The 19,217-nt window shown below is 73.8% G+C and carries 16 protein-coding genes; 6 read left to right on the top strand and 10 right to left on the bottom strand.

The window, feature by feature from the left end; genetic code table 11:
• Nucleotides 1-115: 115 nt before the first annotated feature.
• From AB6L24_RS31265 to AB6L24_RS31225, 9 genes are all read right to left on the bottom strand, one after another.
• On the bottom strand, nt 116-1,177 hold the full coding sequence (locus AB6L24_RS31265) for a hypothetical protein (RefSeq protein ID WP_405660843.1): 1,062 nt from the start codon (nt 1,175-1,177) through the stop codon (nt 116-118).
• A 470-nt stretch (nt 1,178-1,647) separates the two neighbouring features.
• Nucleotides 1,648-3,780 carry a glycosyltransferase gene (locus AB6L24_RS31260; RefSeq protein ID WP_405660841.1) on the bottom strand — a complete coding sequence of 711 codons (2,133 nt, stop codon included), beginning with the start codon at nt 3,778-3,780 and terminating at the stop codon, nt 1,648-1,650.
• Nucleotides 3,781-4,025: 245 nt separating this feature from the next.
• Entirely contained in the window at nt 4,026-5,741 is a 1,716-nt protein-coding gene (locus AB6L24_RS31255; RefSeq protein WP_405660838.1) for a dipeptide ABC transporter ATP-binding protein, read from the bottom strand.
• Complete coding sequence (locus AB6L24_RS31250) at nt 5,738-6,742, bottom strand: ABC transporter permease (protein WP_405663466.1); 1,005 nt, start codon at nt 6,740-6,742, stop codon at nt 5,738-5,740. The genes AB6L24_RS31255 and AB6L24_RS31250 overlap by 4 nt, the downstream gene beginning before the upstream one ends.
• Before the next feature lie 53 nt (nt 6,743-6,795).
• Complete coding sequence (locus AB6L24_RS31245) at nt 6,796-7,794, bottom strand: ABC transporter permease (RefSeq protein ID WP_405660836.1); 999 nt, start codon at nt 7,792-7,794, stop codon at nt 6,796-6,798.
• Between the two features lie 35 nt (nt 7,795-7,829).
• Entirely contained in the window at nt 7,830-9,566 is a 1,737-nt protein-coding gene (locus tag AB6L24_RS31240; RefSeq protein WP_405660834.1) for an ABC transporter substrate-binding protein, read from the bottom strand.
• A gap of 202 nt (nt 9,567-9,768) precedes the next feature.
• Complete coding sequence (locus AB6L24_RS31235) at nt 9,769-9,861, bottom strand: Ms4533A family Cys-rich leader peptide (RefSeq protein ID WP_335756093.1); 93 nt, start codon at nt 9,859-9,861, stop codon at nt 9,769-9,771.
• 78 nt (nt 9,862-9,939) lie between these two features.
• The gene (locus AB6L24_RS31230) at nt 9,940-11,658 is read right to left on the bottom strand and encodes a DUF3152 domain-containing protein (protein WP_405660831.1); all 1,719 of its coding nucleotides are present in this window, start codon (nt 11,656-11,658) and stop codon (nt 9,940-9,942) included.
• A gap of 8 nt (nt 11,659-11,666) precedes the next feature.
• A complete protein-coding gene (locus AB6L24_RS31225; RefSeq protein WP_405660830.1) occupies nt 11,667-12,710 on the bottom strand; it encodes an alpha/beta fold hydrolase in 1,044 nt (347 codons plus the stop codon).
• 126 nt (nt 12,711-12,836) lie between these two features.
• On the opposite strand from AB6L24_RS31225, the gene AB6L24_RS31220 reads away from it, so the two are divergent.
• The 4 genes from AB6L24_RS31220 to AB6L24_RS31205 all read left to right on the top strand — a co-directional run bounded on the left by AB6L24_RS31220 (nt 12,837) and on the right by AB6L24_RS31205 (nt 14,758).
• Nucleotides 12,837-13,055 (top strand): hypothetical protein, encoded by a 219-nt coding sequence (locus AB6L24_RS31220; protein WP_405660828.1) that lies wholly within the window; start codon nt 12,837-12,839, stop codon nt 13,053-13,055.
• Between the two features lie 180 nt (nt 13,056-13,235).
• A complete protein-coding gene (locus tag AB6L24_RS31215) occupies nt 13,236-13,877 on the top strand; it encodes a TetR/AcrR family transcriptional regulator (protein WP_380857592.1) in 642 nt (213 codons plus the stop codon).
• A 146-nt stretch (nt 13,878-14,023) separates the two neighbouring features.
• Nucleotides 14,024-14,251, top strand: a complete 228-nt coding sequence (locus AB6L24_RS31210; RefSeq protein ID WP_030359794.1) for a DUF3107 domain-containing protein — start codon at nt 14,024-14,026, stop codon at nt 14,249-14,251.
• 237 nt (nt 14,252-14,488) lie between these two features.
• Nucleotides 14,489-14,758, top strand: coding sequence for a hypothetical protein (locus AB6L24_RS31205; protein WP_190114479.1), 270 nt, complete (start codon nt 14,489-14,491; stop codon nt 14,756-14,758).
• 41 nt (nt 14,759-14,799) lie between these two features.
• Here the strand turns inward: AB6L24_RS31205 and AB6L24_RS31200 are convergent, their stop codons facing one another.
• Nucleotides 14,800-15,570: a ferritin-like fold-containing protein gene (locus tag AB6L24_RS31200; protein WP_380857595.1), complete on the bottom strand. Its 771-nt coding sequence runs from the start codon at nt 15,568-15,570 to the stop codon at nt 14,800-14,802.
• Nucleotides 15,571-16,037: 467 nt separating this feature from the next.
• Between AB6L24_RS31200 and AB6L24_RS31195 the strand changes: the two genes are divergently transcribed.
• Together AB6L24_RS31195 and AB6L24_RS31190 are read left to right on the top strand one after the other, a co-directional pair.
• On the top strand, nt 16,038-17,624 hold the full coding sequence (locus tag AB6L24_RS31195) for a DEAD/DEAH box helicase (protein WP_405660826.1): 1,587 nt from the start codon (nt 16,038-16,040) through the stop codon (nt 17,622-17,624).
• Between the two features lie 687 nt (nt 17,625-18,311).
• A complete protein-coding gene (locus tag AB6L24_RS31190) occupies nt 18,312-19,217 on the top strand; it encodes an alpha/beta fold hydrolase (protein ID WP_405660824.1) in 906 nt (301 codons plus the stop codon).

The raw sequence follows: 19,217 nt of genomic DNA, 5'->3' as shown, positions 1-19,217 counted from the left end.
GGGTGACGGCGCTGATGGCGCTGGCCGCGCAGGAGGGGCGCGTGCGGGCGCCGCCGCCCGGCGCGGTCCCCGTGAGGGACGGCCGCCGCGGCCGCGTCGGCCCGCGCCGGGCCGCTCATCGGGCCCCCTCCGCCGCCGCGTGGGCGGAGGCCCGCCCGAGGACCCGGACCGCGCGCACCAGGAGCACCACGGCACCCGTGGCGCAGGTGAGGGCGGCGAGCGCCCCCGTCCCCGCCGCGTCGACCAGGCCCTCCACGGGCGCCGCCAGGAATCCGCAGCCCGGCAGGCGGCCCGCGAACAGCAGGGCCACCGCCGCGGCCTGGGCCGCGCCGACCGTCGCGTACACGAGGGCGGGCGCGCGCCGCGAGCCGTGGGCGCGCAGCATCCGGCCGAGCCACAGCAGCGCGGCCAGCGCACCGGCCCCGGCCGCCGACAGTGCCGTGCCCGGGCCCGGCACGGGCAGCGTGCGCACGCCGGTGATCAGCGCGCCGGCCGCGCCCAGGTACAGCGCGAAGACGACGATCAGCAACGGGCGTACGGAGGCGGCGAATTCGGCGAGGCCGCGGCTCGCGCCGAGCCTGCCGCCCGCCCGTACCGCGAAGAGCCGCGCGCACCACGTGCCGGGGGCGACGGCGCCCGCGAGGACGAGGGCCGCGGCGGCCGACGGCGCCCAGGGCCCGTCGGGTCCGCCGGACACGGCCGCCCGCAGGAGTCCGTCGCCGAGCAGGGCGTACGCGAGGAGCCAGCACACCCACATGTGCGTGGGCCGGGTGGCGGGGAGGGCGGCGCGCAACGGTCCGTACCGCAGGGCGATGCCCGCGGCCGCGGCCACGGCGAGGGCGCCGCCGAGCATCACGGCGAGGCGCGGGCGGCCCTCGACCAGGCCGAGCCCGGCGACGGCGAGGGCGCAGGCCGCGCCGGGGAGCAGCGCGAACACGGCCCACCCGGGCGGTACTTGAGCAGTGGTGTCGGCGCGGACCGCGTGGGTGTCACCGGCGAGGTCGTCCCACTCCGCGCTGTCCTGCGGCACGCGCGCGTACATCTCCTCCGCGAGCGCGAACACGTCCCGGTGCCGGAACCGCGCGGCCGTCCGGTCGGTCACCCCGTGCGCCTCCAGGCCCGCTGCGATCTCCAGCGGGTCCACGGCGCGCTCGCACAGGTCGCGGTGACGGTGCATCAGCGCCTTCACCGGGTCGGCGGGGCCGCGGCGGGGGGTGGTCGCGGGCGGTTGTGCGGGGGCTGTGGGGGCTGTGGGGGTCGGAGCGGGATCGTGTACAGGGGTCGAGACAGGGGCCTGTGCGGGGGTCGGTGCGGGATTCCGCAGGGGGGCCACTACGGGATCCCGTACGGGAGTCGGTGCAGGGCTCTGCACGGGAGCCGGTGCAGGGCTCTGCACGGGAGCCGGTACGGGGCTCCGTACGGGAGCCGGTACGAGGCCCTGCACGGGAGCCGGTACGAGGCCCTGCACGGGAGCCGCTGCGAGGCTCGGCGCAGGAGCCGCCCCGCCGACCGATCCGGGCGCTCCCTCCCCCGTACCCGCCGCCGCGCCTTCCGCCGTCCCACCCGCCAGCTCCGCCGACCGCGCGTCCCAGCCCCCCGCGCCACCGGGCGCCCGGGGCACGTCCACCGACCGTTCCGGCCGCCCCGTCATGACAGCGCCTCCCTGAACCCGAGGCCCAACCCGGGCCGCCCGCCGCCCTGTTGTCGCGCTTGCCGGGGCTGCCGTGCCGCGACCCAGCTCGGCGCGGGCGCGGGGGCGGACGCGGGCACACCGGAGGCCCCGCCCGGCCAGGGCGCGCCGGACGCACCGGCCGCACCGCCCGTCCGGCCCGTCCCGGTGTCGGCCGTGCCGCCGACGGCCCACCGCCCCGGCACGTACGCCTCGGCGGGGTGTGCGAACGGGACGGGCTCGCCCGCCTCGTTCACGGCCTCGCGACGGACCGGGCAGTGCGAGACGATCTCCAGGTAAATGCCGTTAAATGCTGCGAGGTTCTGCTCGACGGTGAAGAGTTCCAGGGCCCGTGCCCGCGCCGCCGCCCCCAGGCGTGCACGGCGCTCGGGGTCGCGCAGGAGCGCCACGCACGCCTGCGCGAGCGCCCGCGGGTTGCGCGGCGGCACCACGAGTCCGGTGCCGCCGATGACCTCGACCACGGCGCCGACGTCCGTCGAGACGGTCGCGCGGCCGCAGAGCATGGCCTCGATGAGGCTGATCGGGAAGCCCTCGACGACGCTGGACAGGACGACCACGCCGCCCGCCGCGTACGCGTCCGGGAGGTCGGGCAGCTCGGGGCCGCCGATCTCCTCGAAGGACACGGGGTTGGCGCCGACCGCGTGCGCGCCGTCCGCCTCGTCGGGGAAGAGCTGCGCGGCGAGGGCGCGGCAGTGCGCGAGGTACGCGGCCGCTTCGGGGCCGTCCGCGAGGGCGCCGACGATGCGCAGGCGCGCCTTGGGCTCCTCCTTGCGGACCTCGGCGAAGGCGTGCAGGAGCGAGATCAGGTCCTTCGACGGCTCGACGCGGCCGACCCAGATCAGGGTCTCGGGCTCGCCCGGGTCCTCCCGCTCGCCGACCTCGCCGAAGCGGGCCGCGGGCAGTCCGGGGTAGACCGTGCGCAGCTTGGCGCGGTCCGCGCCGCACCGTTCCTGCCAACGGCGGGCGTGCGCGTTGCCGGGGGTGATGAGGGCGGCCTGCCGGTACACCTCGGCGGCGAGGCGGCCGTGGAAGGAGGCGAGCAGGGCCCGGGCGGGCGCCGCGAGGCCCGCGTCACCGGCCCCACCACCACCGCCACCGACCTCGCGCCCACCGCCAGCCGCGCCGGCGCCACCGCCGGCCCCAAAGCCCGCCCCGGCCCCAAATCCCGCACCCGCACCCGCACCCGCACCCGCACCCGCACCCGCACCCGCCAAATAGTGCGCCCGAAGCTGCACCCCGTACTCGGTGACAAGGAGCGGCACCCCCGCGAAGTGCTTGGCCAGCAGCCCCGGCAGCGCGGCGCCGCCGCCCGCCGTGGCGTGGCAGACGTCGACCGCGCCGAGTTCGTCGTCCCCGTACCAGTCGAGGGACAGCGGGCGCAGCACGCGCTCCAGGCGGTCCACGACGGCGAGGAGGTCCGGTACGCGGGCGGCGCGCGCGGCACGCAGTGCGCCCGGCGCGCGGCAGGCGCTCTCCAGGGCGCGTACAGCGGCCTCGGAGCGCAGGGCACCGCCCAGGCCTCCCGTGTCACGGGCAAGGTCGGCGAGCGCGTACAACGCACTGCCGAAACGGTCCGCCAACTGGCCGGAGCCGTCCCGCTCCCCCGCTCCCGCCCCGCTTCCGGGCTCCGCACCCGCTCCCGAGCACACCACCCGCGCCAGCTCACCGAAGCTCTCGGCGAACCGCCGCCGCACCCGCCACCCGAAGCCGAACCCCGAACCGGACCCGAACCCCGAACCGGACCCGAACCCGGAACCGGAACCACCGAACGCGAACGCGGAGCCACCACCGACCCCGGCCCCCGAACCACCGGCCCCGAAGCCCCCTCCGACCCCCGACCCGCCCCCGGCCTCGACCCCCACCGCACCACCGGCCGCCGAACCCCCCGCCCCCCACAGCGGAGCGCTCCGCACCCGTCGCACCTGCGGCGGCAGCGCCACCCATCCGCGCGCCTCCTGCCGCTCGCTCCGGCTCAGCGCGTACACGTCGAACTCATGCTGCCCGAGCCCGCGCACGAGCCGGTCGCACCAGAGCCTGGCCTCACCGTCCACATACGGATAACCACCCTCCGTAAGCAGTCCTATGCGCACGCGTGCACCCCCGATCTCCCATATGGGGAGCCGCCGTTGGACCGGCGGCTCGCAGCGGGACGAACGTATGCGGACATGACGGTGGCGCGACGGACGGTTGTCCATCGCGCCACCAAAAGGGGTGAAGAGCCGTAACTTTCCCGCGCCGGTCGCGTTCCGTCGCGCTATAGCGGACGTACGACTGGCTTACAGCGCAGCAAAAGCCGCAAGAGACCAGAATCCACCCGGCAGATCCTCACGGTGTGTCACGCTGCGGCCAGCTCCTTCCCGGTGCCGCCGCCCTCGCCGCCCTCCGCGCTCTCTGCGCCCTCCGTGCCCGCCGCGCGCGCCTCCCGTGCGGCCGCCGCCACGCGCCGACGCGCCGCCCGCCGCTCCTGCGCGGCCGCCGGGTCGAGCGCGGGCACGGCCGCGAGGAGCTGCTGCGTGTACGGGTCCTGCGGCGCGCCGTACACCTCGTCCACGGAGCCGTACTCGACGATCCGTCCGCGCCGCATCACCGCGACCTTGTCGCTGACCTGACGGACCACCGCCAGGTCGTGCGCGACGAAGACGAGGGCGAGCCCCAGCTCCCGCTGGAGTTCGGCGAGCAGCGCCGTGACCTGCGCCTGCGTGGTGACGTCCAGGGCGGAGACCGGTTCGTCGCACACGATGAGGCGGGGCTCGGCGGCGAGGGCGCGGGCGATGCCGACGCGCTGGCGCTGACCGCCGCTGAACTCGTGCGGGTAGCGGCCGTAGTGCGCGGGGTCGAGGCCGACACGCGTCATCAGGTCGCGGACGCGGGTGCGGATCGCGTCCTCGTCGCGGTCGCCCCGCGCCCGCAGCGGGTCGGCGACGGACTCGCCGACCGAGCGGCGCGGGTTGAGCGAGGAGACGGGGTCCTGGAACACCATCTGCACCCCCGGCACGACGCCCTTGGCCTGCTTCTCCGCACCCCCGTAGCGGAGTTGCCCGGCCGTCGGTTCGAGGAGGCCGACGAGCATCCGGCCGAGGGTCGTCTTGCCGCTGCCGCTCTCGCCGACGACGCCGAGCGTCTCGCCGCGCCGCACGCTGAGCGACACCCCGTCGACGGCCGCGAAGGCCTTCTTGCCGCGCCCGAACTCCCGCCGCAGCCCGTCGGCCTCGACCACCACGTCGCCCAGGTCGGCGGAGCGCTCCTCGCGGACGGCGTCCACACGGGGCACGGCGCTCAGGAGCTGCCGGGTGTACGTCTCCCGGGGCGCCGACAGGACATCGGCGACGCCCCCGCTCTCGACGACGCGCCCGTGCCGCATGACGAGCACGTCGTCGATGCTCTCCGCCGCGACGCCGACGTCGTGCGTGACCAGGAGCAGACCCATGCCGGTCTCCTCGCGCAGGCCGTGCAGCAGGTCGAGGATCTGCGCCTGCACGGTCACGTCCAGGGCGGTCGTCGGCTCGTCGGCGATGAGCAGCTGGGGCTCGCAGGCGAGCGCCATGGCGATCAGGGCGCGCTGGCGCATGCCGCCGCTGAACTCGTGCGGCCTGGACCGGGCGCGGCGCGGCGCGTCGGGGATCCCGACGCGGTCGAGCACCTCGACGGCGCGGGCTCGGGCGGCGCGCCGGGAGGCCTTGGAGTGCGTCCGGTACACCTCGGCGATCTGGTCGCCGACCGCGTAGTACGGGTCGAGGGAGGACAGCGGGTCCTGGAAGACCATCGCGGCGACCGGGCCGCGCAGCCTGCGCAGTTCGGCGTCCGTGGCGGCGCCGACGTCGGTGCCGCCGACGCGTACGGAGCCCGTGACGCGGGCGCCCGTGTCCCGGTGGAGTCCGAGCAGCGCGGACGCGACGGTCGACTTGCCGGATCCCGACTCGCCGACGAGGCCTAGGGCGCCGCCGCGCTCCAACGTGAAGGAGACCGCGTCCACGGCGCGCACGTCGCCGAACTCGACGCTCAGGTCGTCCACTTGGACAAGACTGCGGACGAGGCTCTGGTCGGGGCTCATGACAGCACCACCCGTCGGTCGGCCACCGCGTACAGCACATCCGCGACGGCGTTGGCGAGGACCACGAAGAAGCCGGTGACCATGACCATGCCGACGACCACCGGCAGGTCGACGACCCGGACCGCGTGCACGAGTTCGCGTCCGAGCCCGGGCAGGCCGAACAGCGTCTCGGTGAGCAGCGCGCCGCCGAACATCGACCCGAAGTCGTTGGCGCTGAGCGCGATCACGGGGGCGAGCGCGCCGCGCAGGGCGTGCCGCCCGACGATGGACCGCTCCTTGACGCCGTACGCGCGGAAGGTGCGCACATGGTCCTCGGCGAGCGTCTCCAGCATCGAGGCGCGGGTGAGGCGGGCGTACTTGGCGGCCTCGATGAGCGCGAGCGACACCCAGGGCAGCAGCAGGTTCCACGCCCACTGCTGCGGGTCGTCGGTGAACGGCACGTACTGCGGGAACGGCAGCCACTGGAGCTGGCCGCAGACCACGATCATCAGGAGCAGGCCGATCACGAACACGGGCGTGGCCGTGCCCGCGAGGGTGACGCCGGTCAGGACGCGCTCCGTCAGACGGCCGCGCCGCCAGGCGGAGAGCACGCCGGTGCCGACGCCGAGGATCAGCCACAGCACCATCGCGCCGAGCGCGAGCGAACCGGTGACGGGCACCTTGTTCAGGATCAGCTCGGTGACCTGCTGGTCGGTCTGGTACGACAGGCCGAGGCAGGGCGCGTCGCAGTGCAGCACGCCGGTGCCGGTGGAGTAGTCGTGGCCGACGACGATGCCGCGCAGGAAGTCCAGGTAGCGCGTGTACAGCGGGTCGTCGAGCCGCAGCTGGTCCGAGACCTGCTGCACCTGGGCGGGCGAGCAGCGCGGGCCGCAGGTGATCTGGGCGACGTCGCCGGGCGCCACGTAGAAGACGGCGTAGATGACGACCGAGAGCACGAAGAGCGTGACGACGGCGCCGAGGACCCGGCGCAGGACGAAGCCGGTGAAGCCGCCGCCGAACAGACCGCCGAGCGAGCCACGGGCCTTGGTGGCCACGGAGGCGGAGAGGGTCGCGGTCACGATGCGCCCTCCCGCTTGCGTCCGGTGCCGATCCGCAGCCGGGACGCGGCGCGCGGGTCGAGGGCCGTGCGCACCCCGTCGCCGAGGACGGTGAGCGCGAGCACGGTCACGAACAGCGCGGCGGCGGGCAGCAGCAGGTACTGCGGGGCCGCCTGGTACCAGACGTCGGCCGAGGTCAGCATCTGTCCCCAGGAGGCGGTGGGCGGCTTCACGCCGACGCCGAGGAAGGACAGGGCCGCCTCGACGGTGATGTTGCCGGGGACGAGCAGCGCCGCGTACGTGATGACGGGCGCGGCGAGCGCGGGCAGCAGCTCGCGGCGGGCGATCCGGACGCCGCCCCAGCCGCTGAGCCGGGCCGCCGCCACGTGGTCGAGGGACTTCAGGGAGATGGCCTTGGCGCGCACGATCTTCGCGATCCCGCCCCAGCCCACGAACCCGATGACCAGCGCGACGAGCACGGGCCGCGGGAAGCTGGTGGGCACGACGGCCAGCAGCGCGAGCGCGAGGACCATCAGGGGCAGCGCCACCATGACGTCGGTGGCGCGGCTGAGCGTCTGGTCGAGCCAGCGCCCGCCGAGGCCGCTGGCGAGCCCGACGGCGACGCCGATGGCGACCTGGAGGACGGTGGCGACGACGGCGACGCCGAGGGACACCCGGGCGCCGTACACGAGCCGTGCGAACAGGTCGCGGCCGGTCTGCGGTTCGACGCCGAGCCAGTGGTCGGCGCTCATCCCGCCGAACGAGCCGACGGGCACACCGCCGCGGGCGGAGTCGACCAGACCGGGGTGGTACGAGGTGGGGTCCTGGCCCTCCAGGGCGGTGAGCAGGGGCGCGGCGAGCGCGACCAGGACGAGCAGCGCGACGACGGCCGCCGCGACGAGGGCGGCGCGCTGCGTGCGCAGCCGCCGCCAGAACTGACGGGCTCCGGAGGCGGGGGCGGGTGCCGTGGTGGCACCCGCCCCCGGGGTCTCCGAGGCCAACAGGGCCTCACTCATGACAGGTTGACCTGAATCCGTGCTTCGGTGCCGTGCTACTTGACCGCGACCTGGGAGACGTCGAGGACGCCCGTCCAGTCACTGATGACGACGTTCTTGACGTCCTTGCCGTACAGGCGCTTGTAGACGGGGTGGAACAGCGGCACGTTCAGGGCCTTGGCGCCGATCTTCTTGTCGAGGGCGCCCCAGCGCTTCGCGGCGGCGGCGTGGTCGGTCAGCTTGTTGATCTCGTCGATCTCCTGGTTGACCGACTTGTCGTTCAGGAAGCTGGAGTTGAAGTTGTAGCCGTCCTTGACGATCTGGCGGCCGTCGAAGATCGGGGCGAGGAAGGGGCCGCCGGAGGGCCAGTCGGCACCCCAGTGGGCGAGGAACAGGCCGGGCTCGTCCTTGGCGTCGTGGACCTTGTCCTCGTAGTCGTTGTCCTCCAGGCCCTGGAGCTTGACGGTGATGCCGGCCTTCTTGAGGGCGTCCTGGAGGGCGGTGGCGATCTCGGGGCTGGTCTCGAAGTTCTTGTCGTTGGAGTGCGTGAGCGTGATGGTCAGGCCGTCCTTGTGACCGGCCTGCTTCAGGAGCTCCTTGGCCTTCTCGGCGTTGCCGGAGGCGCCCGCGGGGAAGTGGTCGAACTTCGTGTATCCGAAGGATTCCTGGTTCGGCAGGAAGGTGGTGGCGGGCTCGGCGAGCGAGGAGCCGCCGGCGGCGTTGATGACGGAGGTGCGGTCGACGGCGTAGGAGATGGCCTGGCGGACCTTGGGGTCGTCGAACGGCTTCACCTTCGGGTTGAAGGCGAGGTAGTTGGTGTAGCCGAAGTGGCCGGTGCCGACCTGCGCGGCGAGCTTCTTGTCGCCGGTGACCTTGGCGAGCTCGGCGGGCCCGAGGTTGGTGTCGGTGGTGATCGCGGCGGCGTCGGCGCCCTGGCTCGCGGAGAGCCGCTGGTTGATGACGGACGAGTTGAGGCCGGAGCGGACGTCGATCTTGTCGGGGTAGGCCTTGCGCTCGGCGTCGGTCTTGGCGGACCAGTGCGGGTTGCGCTCCAGCTGGAGCCGCTCGCCGTCGCCGCTGTTCTTGACGACCTTGTAGGGGCCGGTCGAGACCGGGTGCTCCTCGTACTTGGTGCCCTTGTCCTTGGCCTTCGGGACGGGCGCGAACGAGGTCTGCGTGGCGACGTAGTCGAAGTCGCCGACGGGCTTGTTCAGGCGGAAGACGATCGTCTGGTCGTCCGGCGTCTCGACGGAGTCCAGGCCCTTCTTATCCTTGTAGGGGCCCTGGTACTTGTCGCCGCCGATGAGCCAGTCCCGCAGGAAGGGCGCGCCGCCGGACAGTTCGGCGGCGAAGGAGCGCTCGATGCCGTACTTGATGTCCTTGGTCGTGACGGGCGTGCCGTCCTCGAACTTGACCCCCTTCTTGATCTTGTACGTCCACACGGTGGCGTTCTTGCTCGGCTTGCCGAGGCCCTCGGCGAGGTCGGGGACGACCTTGGTGCCCTCGGCGCCGTCCTCGCGGTTGCGGGTGGTCAGGGTGCGAAAGACGAGGCTCGGGACGTTGCCGCCGCCGGAGGTGTAGAGGCGCGCCGGGTCGAAGTCGCTCTGCGGGTTGCTGTTGAGGACGGTGAGCGTGCCGCCCCGTTGCGGCTTGCCGCCGCCGCCCGCCTCGTTCTTGTCGTCCGGGCCCGCGCAGGCGGCGGCGCCGACGGACAGCACGACCAGGGTGGCGGACGCCACTGCCACGCGACGGGATATGACGGACCTTTGACGGTGCGGACGACGCAGACGCATCGGAGTGCCTCTCGGAAAGCGAAAGAGAAAGATTCAAGGATTCGCGAGAGCCCACCCAGGGCGAAGCGCGCCGAGCGCGGCTTCGGGCCTGCCGCGGCCCGCCGCGCGCACCGGCCGAAGGCGGTTCGGGCACACGACGGGGAGAAATGCGGCAGAGCCGAGAAAAACGAAGCAGAAGCGACGCACTCGCCGGGGGCGGGCGTCAGCGACAGTGAATGTCGGCCACGCAGAGCGCGGTCACGCCGAACAGCGCCAGCTCAAGGGCGGCGCTCACGGAGGCGTGACGGATCGACATGCGGAGAAATATGGACGATGCCGCGCGGAAAGTCAACGCGATGCCCGGTTCGTCCCCCGTTCCGGTGCCGGGACCGGCTCAACTCTCGGGGAACGCCCAGGGGTTGGCCTTGCAGCGGATCCCGTCGTGGTCGAGGAACTTGGTCTGCTGCTGCATGACCGGTGCCAGCTCGCCGTCGCGGCGGCAGTCGACGTGGCCGTAGCCGAGCCGGTGGCCGACCTCGTGGTTGATGAGCATCTGCCGGTAGGGGTGGATGCGGTCGCCGTAGGTCTTGGCACCCCGGGCCCACCGATAGGCGTTGATCATGACGCGTTCGGTCGACGCGGAATCGCACGACACATTCTGCTGGAGCGTGTCGAGTCCGGATTTGGCGCACCATTTCGCGGTGGTCACCGGGCTGGCCAGCGTGATGACGAAGTCGGGCTTCCCGGAGGAGATCCGCTCGAAGGTGCGGCCGCCGCCGTGCGCCCAACTCCGCTTGTCGTTCAGGGTCTTCTGCACGGCCTGCGCGAACAGGCCGCCGTCGAGGCCCATGCCCTTCTCGACGTCGACGCGGTAGCGGAATCTCTGTCCCTTGCCCGGCGCCTTGTCGAATCCGCGGACGGCGTCGAATTCCCCGGACGCGGCGAGTTTCGCGTCCAGCGGGTATTTCTTGCCCATTTTCTCGTCGTACGTCGCGGGGCGGGGCGGGGCGGGCTTGGTGGGCGTCGGCCGGTCGTCCGAGCGGGACGCCGGGTCGCGGCCGTCGCGGGTGTCGCCGCCCTTGTCCGCGGCCCGTGCGGGCGAGCTGTCGTCGCCTCCGCCGTCGGCGACCTGACCGGCCACGATGACGGCGAGGACGGTGGTGACGGCCGCGGCGGCGATGCCGGTGACGGTGCGGGCACGGTTCTTCTCGCGGCCCTTGGCGGTCCGCGCGTCGGGCCCGCCGTCGTCGTCGCCGTACGGGTCGCCGTCGCCATCGGCCCCACCACCGTCACCGCCGTCGAAGCCGTCGGACTCCCAGGCCGTCACGGACTCGTACGGGTCCCGGGGCGGGGTGCGCCGCGAGGGCACCCCGCGGGCACCGAAGAGGTCAGGCTCGTCGAAGTCAGCGAGGTCGGAGAGGTCGCCGTCGAAGGCGTCCACATAGTCACGCCGGGGCCCGGCCCCACGCGCCCCGGGCGGCACGACGCCGTACCCGGCCCCCATCCGGGACCCGGCGCCGGCGACCTCGCCCCAGCCGCCCCCGGCCTCCCGCTGCTCGGGGTGCCCGCCGCGCACGTGCGGGGTCCCGCCGGGCGGGGTCTGGCGGGGCACGCCGTGCGACGGGGTGTGCTGCGGCACGCCGTGCGGGGGCGTGTGCTGCGGGAACCCGTGGGCCGGGGTGTGCGCGGGGTCGCCGTAGGGCGGGGTCTGCCGGGGCAGGCCGTGCGGCGGGGTGCCGTGCGGGGGCGTCTGCTGGGGGACGCCGCGCGGCGGGGTGTGCTGCGGGATGCCGTGCGGAGGCGTCTGCTGCGGGACGCCGTGCGGCGGGGTGTGCTGCGGGACGCCGTGCGGAGGCGTGTGCTGCGGGAACCCGTGGGCGGGCGTGTGCGCGGGGTCGCCGTACGGAGGCACGGCCTGGGGGATGCCGTGGGCGGGCGTGCCGTCGGGGGCCGTGCCGCGTCTGCGACGGCCGGAGCCGCCGTCCTGCGCGGGGGCGGCCGGGGCCGACGGGGGCGCCTGCTGCGGCTGGGGCCTGGCGGCGGCGCCCCCTATGCCGGAGGTGCCGGTGGTGTCCGATGCGGCGGCCGGGCCGCGGCGGCTATGACGTCCCACGCGGCGCCTCAGCTCCTCGAACCCGAATCGCGATGGTCGCTCACACGGCCACCATCGCGCACACCAGGCGTCTCACTCAACTCATCCGGACCGGCCAACTCCCCTGTATCGGCCAGAAGTTCACGAATCGCGGTGGCCACGGTCTCCGGATACTCCATCATCGCCACGTGCCCCGCGTCCGGCAGCGTGAGCAGCCGGGAGTAGCGGAAGGCGGCCGACGCCCGGCGCGCCATCCGGTACGACACGAGCTGGTCCCGGCCGCCGTACACGAGCAGGGTCGGCGCGAGCACCCGCTCGGCCTGCCGCCACAGGCCGTGCTGGCCGCCGAGGGTGTACGCGTTCACGATGCCGCGGGCCGACCGGGCCATCGCGTCCCAGAAGTACGGCAGGGCCAGGCGCCGCTCCATCTCGCGCACCGCTGCCCGGAAGCCCTCGGGCGTGACCCGCCCCGGGTCGCCGTAACAGAGGCCGAGCACACCGCGCACCCGCTGCTCGGCCGTCCAGCCCTCGGTGAGCCGCGTGAACAGGCCCGCGACGCCGGGCACGGCGAGCAGGCCCGTGGGCACCGCCGTGCGCTGCACCCGCAGCTCGGGCAGCGCGGGCGAGATCAGCGTGAGCGTGCGCACCAGGTCCGGCCGGACCGCGGCGACGCGGGTCGTCACGGCGCCGCCCATCGAGTTGGCCACCAGGTGCACGGGGCCGCGGCCGCCGGCGTCCAGGTGGCGGATGACCGCGCGCGCGTGCCCGGTGAGCGAGTAGTCGCCGTCGTCCGGCGGCGGCGAGTCCCCGAAGCCGGGCAGGTCGAGGGCCTCGCAGTCCACCACGTCCTCGAGCAGCGGCATCAGCGCCGACCAGTTCAGGGAGGACCCGCCGAGCCCGTGCACGTACAGCGCGGGCGGCAGTCCGGAGCGCGTCGACGGTCGCGAGCGCACGTTCAGGGTGAGCCCGGGCAGCGCGACCGAGGCGAGCCGCTCGCCCTCGGCGACGGCGACGGCGCCCGGCTTGGGGGCGGCGGCAGCGGCCAGCGCGTGCGGCAACTCGGTCGAAGGCATGCGGGCAATGTTACGAGACGATCACGCGTGGGATCGCGTGTTCGGCATCACAGATCCCGTACAGATCGCGTAGCGCCCCCCGCACGTCTTCCCTAGGCTCGTAGACAAGCGAGCCTAGGAGTCCACATGACCGTCGACCCCACCGACCCCGAGACCTTCCAGGACGAGGGAACCGGGGACGAGAGCAGCCCGGAGACCCCCGAGGCGGACTCCGCCGAGCAGCACACCGACCTCACCCCCGAGCAGGACGACTCCCTCCAGGGCTTCGACTCCGACACCGCCAATGAGGCCGATGTGGCCGAGCAGGCGCGCGTGGTGTCCCTCGACGAGGACGACTACCGCTGATCCGGGCGGCCGACAAACACACAGCTGCCCGTGTTTGCCCTGCTACGCACGGCTGCGCGGATCTGTCGAGGGCATCCAGTCCGTGAAATTCTGCGCTCGCACCGCGCACATCACAGTTACCGAAAAGTACGATGGCGGCGCGGCGCACACCGCAGCACAAGGACGACTTTGGGAGGCGGCGTGACAGCCATCGAGCAGACAGAGGCGGCACGCCCGCGGGGCACACGCCTGCCGCGCCGTGCCCGACGCAACCAGCTCCTGGGCGCGGCCCAGGAGGTCTTCGTGGCCCAGGGGTACCACGCGGCCGCCATGGACGACATCGCCGAGCGGGCCGGCGTCAGCAAGCCGGTGCTCTACCAGCACTTCCCCGGCAAGCTCGACCTCTATCTGGCGCTGCTCGACCAGCACTGCGAGAACCTGCTGCAGGCGGTGCGCGCGGCGCTCGCGTCGACGACGGACAACAAGCAGCGCGTCGGCGCGACGATGGACGCCTACTTCGGGTACGTCGAGGACGACGGCGGCGCGTTCCGCCTGGTCTTCGAGTCGGACCTGACGAACGAGCCCGCGGTCCGCGAGCGCGTGGACAAGGTGACCCTGGAGTGCGCGGAGGCGATCTGCGAGGTCATCGCGGAGGACACCGGACTCTCCAAGTCCGAGTCGATGCTCCTGGCCTCGGGACTCGGCGGCCTCTCCCAGGTGGTCGCGCGCTACTGGCTGCACAGCGACGGCGGCGTCCCGCGCGAGAAGGCGGTGCAGCTGCTCACCTCGCTGGCCTGGCGCGGCATCGCGGGCTTCCCGCTGCACGGCGCCGAAGGTCACTGACCGCGCGTTTGTTCCCGTCCCCCGCGGCCGCCGTGTTCGCTCCTGGCGTGCACGGCCGGAACCGATCCTGTCCCCTCTCCGGGCTAATCTGTGCTGGGTACGGCGCGGGCGACCGCGCACATCACTGACCGTCGGAGGGACAAAGCGTGGAGGTCAAGATCGGCGTGCAGCACGCGCCTCGCGAGATCGTTCTGGAGAGCGGTCAGAGCGTCGAGGAGGTCGAGAGCGCGGTGGCCGACGCCCTGTCGGGCAAGGCCCAGCTGCTGACTCTGGCGGACGACAAGGGCCGCAAGGTCCTGGTGCCGGCCGACCGCCTCGCGTACGTGGAGATCGGCGAGCCGACCGTGCGCAAGGTGGGCTTCGGCGCCCTGTAGGACCGCACGCAGGACGACGGAAGGGCCCGGAGGCGATGCCTCCGGGCCCTTCCGTCATGTGCGCACACCACGGTGGCGGCTCCGCCGCGGGCGCCTCGACTGCGTGGCGGGTGCGCCGAGTTCACCGCCGTCCCGCGCTCCGGTGCGCGGTGGGTATGGAGGGTTGCGTTCCGGCAGCCGGGGTAAGACCGGCTACGACCGTTTTGCACCTGGTCCATTCAAGGGAGGGAACACACCGTGATCCTCGAAGCACTAGGCTCCGCACTGATCGGCCTGGCCCTCGCCTGGGCGACGGCCCGCCGCCTTCCGCACCGGCTGCCCGCACGGACGCTGGTCCTCGCGACCGGCGTGGGCGGAGCGCTGATCGGAGCGTTCATCACGCACATGGCGCTCGGCCCCGGGAGCAGCCCCGCGACCCTGGTCGGAGCCCTGGCCGTGTCGGCCGCGCTCCTCTCCCTGCTCCTTCGCCCCACCCGCCGTCTGCACCGCCGCCAGGCCCCTGCCTGACGGCGGAACGGAGTCACGAGCCAGGAGTCACGGGGCAGGAGTCAGGCGGCAAGACCCAGCGCCGCCATCCGCTTGGTGTGCGCCTCGGTGATCCGCGAGAACATCCGGCCGACCTCCGCCAGGTCGAACCCGTCGGCGACCCCGCCGACCAGCATCGTCGACAGGGCGTCCCGGTCGGCGACCACCCGCTGCGACTGCGAGAGCGCCTCGCCCATCAGCCGTCGCGCCCACAGCGCGAGCCGCCCGCCGACGCGCGGGTCGGCGTCGATCGCGGCCCGCACCTTCTCCACGGCGAAGCTGGCGTGGCCGGTGTCGTCGAGGACGCCGAGCACCAGGCTGCGGGTGTCCCCGTCCAGGCGGGCCGCGACCTCGCGGTAGAAGTCACTCGCGATCGAGTCGCCGACGTACGCCTTGACCAGGCCTTCGAGCCAGTCGGACGGCGCCGTCTGCCGGTGGAAGCCGTCGAGCGCCTCGACGAAGGGCTCCATCGCCGCCGTCGGCTCCTCGCCGACCGCCGCGAGCCGGTCCCGCAGCCGCTCGAAGTGGTGGAACTCGGCCGACGCCATCTTCGCCAGCTCCGCCTTGTCGCCGAGGGTCGGCGCCAGCTTCGCGTCCTCCGCGAGCCGCTCGAACGCCGCGAGCTCGCCGTAGGCGAGGGCGCCGAGGAGGTCCACGACGGCGGCGCGGTACTGCGGGTCGGCGGAGGCTGTCTTCCAGTCCTGGGCGGCGACCCCGGTGGGGGCGGCGGAATCGGTGTCCGCGTTGTCTTCGGGCGGCTGCGCGGCGGTGTCAGGCGTCTCCATGAAGCGCACAATAGCCCGCCCACCGGATGGCGTAAGGGCCTGGTCAACCACTGTGACGACAGCAACGTGAGGAATTCGCCGGACACGCATGCGAGATTCCGGGGTACAGTGGTAATGCGCCCGCCGAATATTCGACGGGCCGCATGAATGAGGATGCCCGGTCGGTGGCCCGATCGGCTCCGACCAGACAGCCCTCCAGGGCGTACGCACCGTGCGTACGGCAAGCGGAGGGACCCCCTCAGCGGTGTGAGCGCTCGAGCGTCGGCAGTGGTCCCGTACCACCCGGCTCGCCCGGCTCTTTCCAGCAGGCGGCCGGCAGTCCCCGGCACGGTCACGACCCCCAGCGTTCGCCTCGCGCCGCGTCTCACAGAAGAGGCATTGCCCTGACTACGACTTTCCGAGAGCTCGGGATTCTTCCCGAGACAGCCGAGGCCCTCGAGGCCGTCGGCATCATCAACCCCTTCCCCATCCAGGAGATGACGCTCCCCGTTGCCCTTTCCGGCACCGACGTCATCGGCCAGGCCAAGACCGGCACCGGCAAGACGCTGGGCTTCGGCCTGCCGCTCCTCGAGCGCGTCACCGTCCCCGCGGACGTCGAGGCCGGGCGTGCGGCGCCCGAGCAGCTGACGGAGGCCCCGCAGGCCCTCGTCGTCGTCCCCACCCGCGAGCTGTGCCAGCAGGTCACCAACGACCTGCTGACCGCAGGCAAGGCGCGCAACGTCCGCGTCCTCGCCATATACGGCGGCCGTGCCTACGAACCGCAGGTCGAGGCCCTCAAGAAGGGCATCGACGTCGTCGTCGGCACCCCGGGCCGCCTGCTCGACCTGGCCGGACAGCGCAAGCTGAACCTGAAGCACGTCAAGTGCCTCGTCCTCGACGAGGCCGACGAGATGCTCGACCTGGGCTTCCTGCCCGACGTCGAGAAGATCATCAACATGCTTCCGGCGAAGCGCCAGACGATGCTCTTCTCCGCGACGATGCCCGGCGCCGTCATCGGCCTCGCCCGGCGTTACATGTCGCAGCCCACGCACATCCGCGCCACCGCGCCGGACGACGAGGGCGCGACGGTCGCCAACACCACGCAGTTCGTGTACCGCGCGCACTCCATGGACAAGCCGGAGATGGTCTCCCGCATCCTGCAGGCCGACGGCCGCGGGCTCGCGATGATCTTCTGCCGTACGAAGCGGACGGCCGCGGACATCGCCGAGCAGCTGGAGCGGCGCGGCTTCGCCTCCGGCGCGGTCCACGGCGACCTCGGCCAGGGCGCCCGCGAGCAGGCCCTGCGGGCCTTCCGCAACGGCAAGGTCGACGTGCTCGTGTGCACCGACGTCGCCGCCCGCGGCATCGACGTCGAGGGCGTCACGCACGTCATCAACTACCAGTCGCCCGAGGACGAGAAGACCTACCTCCACCGGATCGGCCGCACCGGCCGCGCCGGTGCCTCCGGCACCGCGATCACGCTCGTCGACTGGGACGACATCCCGCGCTGGCAGCTCATCAACAAGGCGCTCGACCTGGGCTTCAACGACCCGGTCGAGACGTACTCCAGCTCTCCGCACCTGTACGAGGAGCTGAGCATCCCCGTCGGTACGAAGGGTGTCCTGCCGCGTGCCGAGCGCACCCGTGCCGGGCTCGACGCCGAGGAGATCGAGGACCTCGGCGAGACCGGCGCCCGTGGCTCGGGCTCGCGCGGCTCCCGTGGCGCGCCGCGCCGCGGTGAGCGTGCCGCTGCCCGGCCGCAGGCCGAGGAGGCCGAGCGTCCCGCGCGTACGCCGCGGCGTCGGCGTCGCACCCGTGCGGGGGCGCCGCTCGACGCCGAGGCCACGCCCTCGGCCGCGCCGGTCGAGGCGGCGCCTGCGGCTGCTGCCGCGGTGACCGAGGAAGCCGCGCCGCGTACACCGCGGCGTCGGCGTCGGACGCGTGCGGGCGACTCCGCGGCGGCCGAGCCGAAGTCGACAGCGTCGGCCCCGGCCGCCGCTGCCGCCGCCCCGGCCGCGGAGGAGGCCCCGGCCAAGCCGCGCCGCCGCCGCACCCGCAAGTCGGCCGAGCCCTCGGACAGCTAGCCCACAGGGTGGCCCCCGCGGCCACCCACCCCCCGCGCCCGGAGGCCCCGCCCCCGGGCGCGGCCACATCTCCCCCGCCGCTCCGCGGCAGAAACATCTCCCACCCCGCCCACCCGTTTCCACTGGTCCGCAGGCGTCAGCCCGCCAGTGCCCCCAGGGGCAGTTCGGCGTCAGCACCACATCTGTGCCCGGCGCCCATGCCTGAGCCCACCCCACCCGACACCCCTCCGCAGCGGCCGACGGCCACGGCCCGCCCCCTGCGGTGCCAGCCCCCTACGGAGCGGCAGCCACTGTCCGTCCCACCCTGTGGGCAGCTGGTCCGCCCAGAGGGCGGAACGGGTGGGCACAGCCCAGGCCGACGGCGCCCGTTGGTGTGCGGGGCCTCGTCCGGCCTTCGGTCGGCTAGGGGCGCAGTCGCTTCCAGCCGCCCCCGCTGTGGGCAATCGTTCCGCAGGGCGATGGGGGTCCCCCCTGCTCGAGCGAAGCCGAGAGCTTGGGGGAGGGTGGGCACAGCCCAGGCCGACGGCGCCCGTGGTGTGCGGGGAGGGGCACGGCCCCACGCCGACAGCGCCACGACGGCAAGGGCAGGGCATGCCCAGGTCGACGACCCCGCGCCGTCGGCGCAAGGGCACCGGCGGGGCAAGGGCACCGTCCCCCCAAGGCCCAGGGGCCAGTAGCCTCGGGGCCATGAGCAGGCCCCCCACCTTCACCCCGCCCGAGGGCACCCTCGCGTACCCCCTCCGGACGGAGCGCGGCGAGTTCGCCGTGCTCGACACCCGCCCGACCGGCCAGGTCAAGGGCACCGCCCTGCTCCTGCCGGGGTACACGGGGAGCAAGGAGGACTTCATCGCCCTGCTCCGCCCTCTCGCCGACGCCGGCTACCGCACCGTCTCCGTGGACGGCCGCGGCCAGTACGAATCCCCGGGCCCGGACGACGAATCGGCCTACGCCCAGGCGGAGTTGGCCAAGGACGTGCTCGCCCAGGCGGCGGCCGCCCGGACCCCGGACGAGGGCCCGCCGCACCTGATGGGCCACTCCCTGGGCGGCCTGGTGGCCCGCGCCGCCGTCCTCCTCGCCCCCGCGGGCACCTTCGCCTCGCTCACCCTCGTCGCCTCGGGCCCGGCCCGCGTCTCCCCGTCGCAGCGCACCCGCGCCACGCTCCTCACGGACGCCGTCGCGGCGCACCCGATGGACGTCGTGTGGGAGGCGATGCAGACCCTGGACCCGGTGGAGGACGTGAGCGTGCACGTAGACGGCGTCGCCGGCGTCGGCGCCGACGCCGCGGCGCTGCGGGCACGCTGGCTGCGCAACAACCCGTCCCAGCTCATCGCCACCGGCAGGCAACTGTGCGGCGAACCCGACCGCGTCGACGACCTCGCCGCCGTACCCCTGCCCAAGCACGTGCTGTCCGGCGAGAGCGACGACACCTGGCCCGTGCCGCTGCTCGACGAGATGGCGCGCCGCCTGCGCGCCCACCGCACCGTGGTCACCGGCGCGAACCACTCCCCCAACACCGACCGCCCGGCGGCGACGGCGACCGCGCTGGCCGCCTTCTGGGACCGGGCGGCCGACCGCAACGGAGGCCCGTGCTAG

This window comes from Streptomyces sp. RK9 (assembly GCF_045070545.1).
In the GTDB taxonomy this organism is placed as follows: domain Bacteria; phylum Actinomycetota; class Actinomycetes; order Streptomycetales; family Streptomycetaceae; genus Streptomyces; species Streptomyces alboflavus.
This window is presented reverse-complemented; position numbering and strand designations above follow the sequence as displayed.

Excerpts from the sequence above, each read along its gene's own strand:
- AB6L24_RS31265 (WP_405660843.1), bottom strand. The coding sequence starts at position 1,177 with ATGCACCGTCACCGCGACCTGTGCGAGCGCGCCGTGGACCCGCTGGAG.
- AB6L24_RS31255 (WP_405660838.1), bottom strand. The coding sequence starts at position 5,741 with ATGAGCCCCGACCAGAGCCTCGTCCGCAGTCTTGTCCAAGTGGACGAC.
- AB6L24_RS31245 (WP_405660836.1), bottom strand. The coding sequence starts at position 7,794 with ATGAGTGAGGCCCTGTTGGCCTCGGAGACCCCGGGGGCGGGTGCCACC.
- AB6L24_RS31240 (WP_405660834.1), bottom strand. The coding sequence starts at position 9,566 with ATGCGTCTGCGTCGTCCGCACCGTCAAAGGTCCGTCATATCCCGTCGC.
- AB6L24_RS31235 (WP_335756093.1), bottom strand. The coding sequence starts at position 9,861 with ATGTCGATCCGTCACGCCTCCGTGAGCGCCGCCCTTGAGCTGGCGCTG.
- AB6L24_RS31225 (WP_405660830.1), bottom strand. The coding sequence starts at position 12,710 with ATGCCTTCGACCGAGTTGCCGCACGCGCTGGCCGCTGCCGCCGCCCCC.
- AB6L24_RS31220 (WP_405660828.1), top strand. The coding sequence starts at position 12,837 with ATGACCGTCGACCCCACCGACCCCGAGACCTTCCAGGACGAGGGAACC.
- AB6L24_RS31195 (WP_405660826.1), top strand. The coding sequence starts at position 16,038 with ATGACGCTCCCCGTTGCCCTTTCCGGCACCGACGTCATCGGCCAGGCC.
- AB6L24_RS31190 (WP_405660824.1), top strand. The coding sequence starts at position 18,312 with ATGAGCAGGCCCCCCACCTTCACCCCGCCCGAGGGCACCCTCGCGTAC.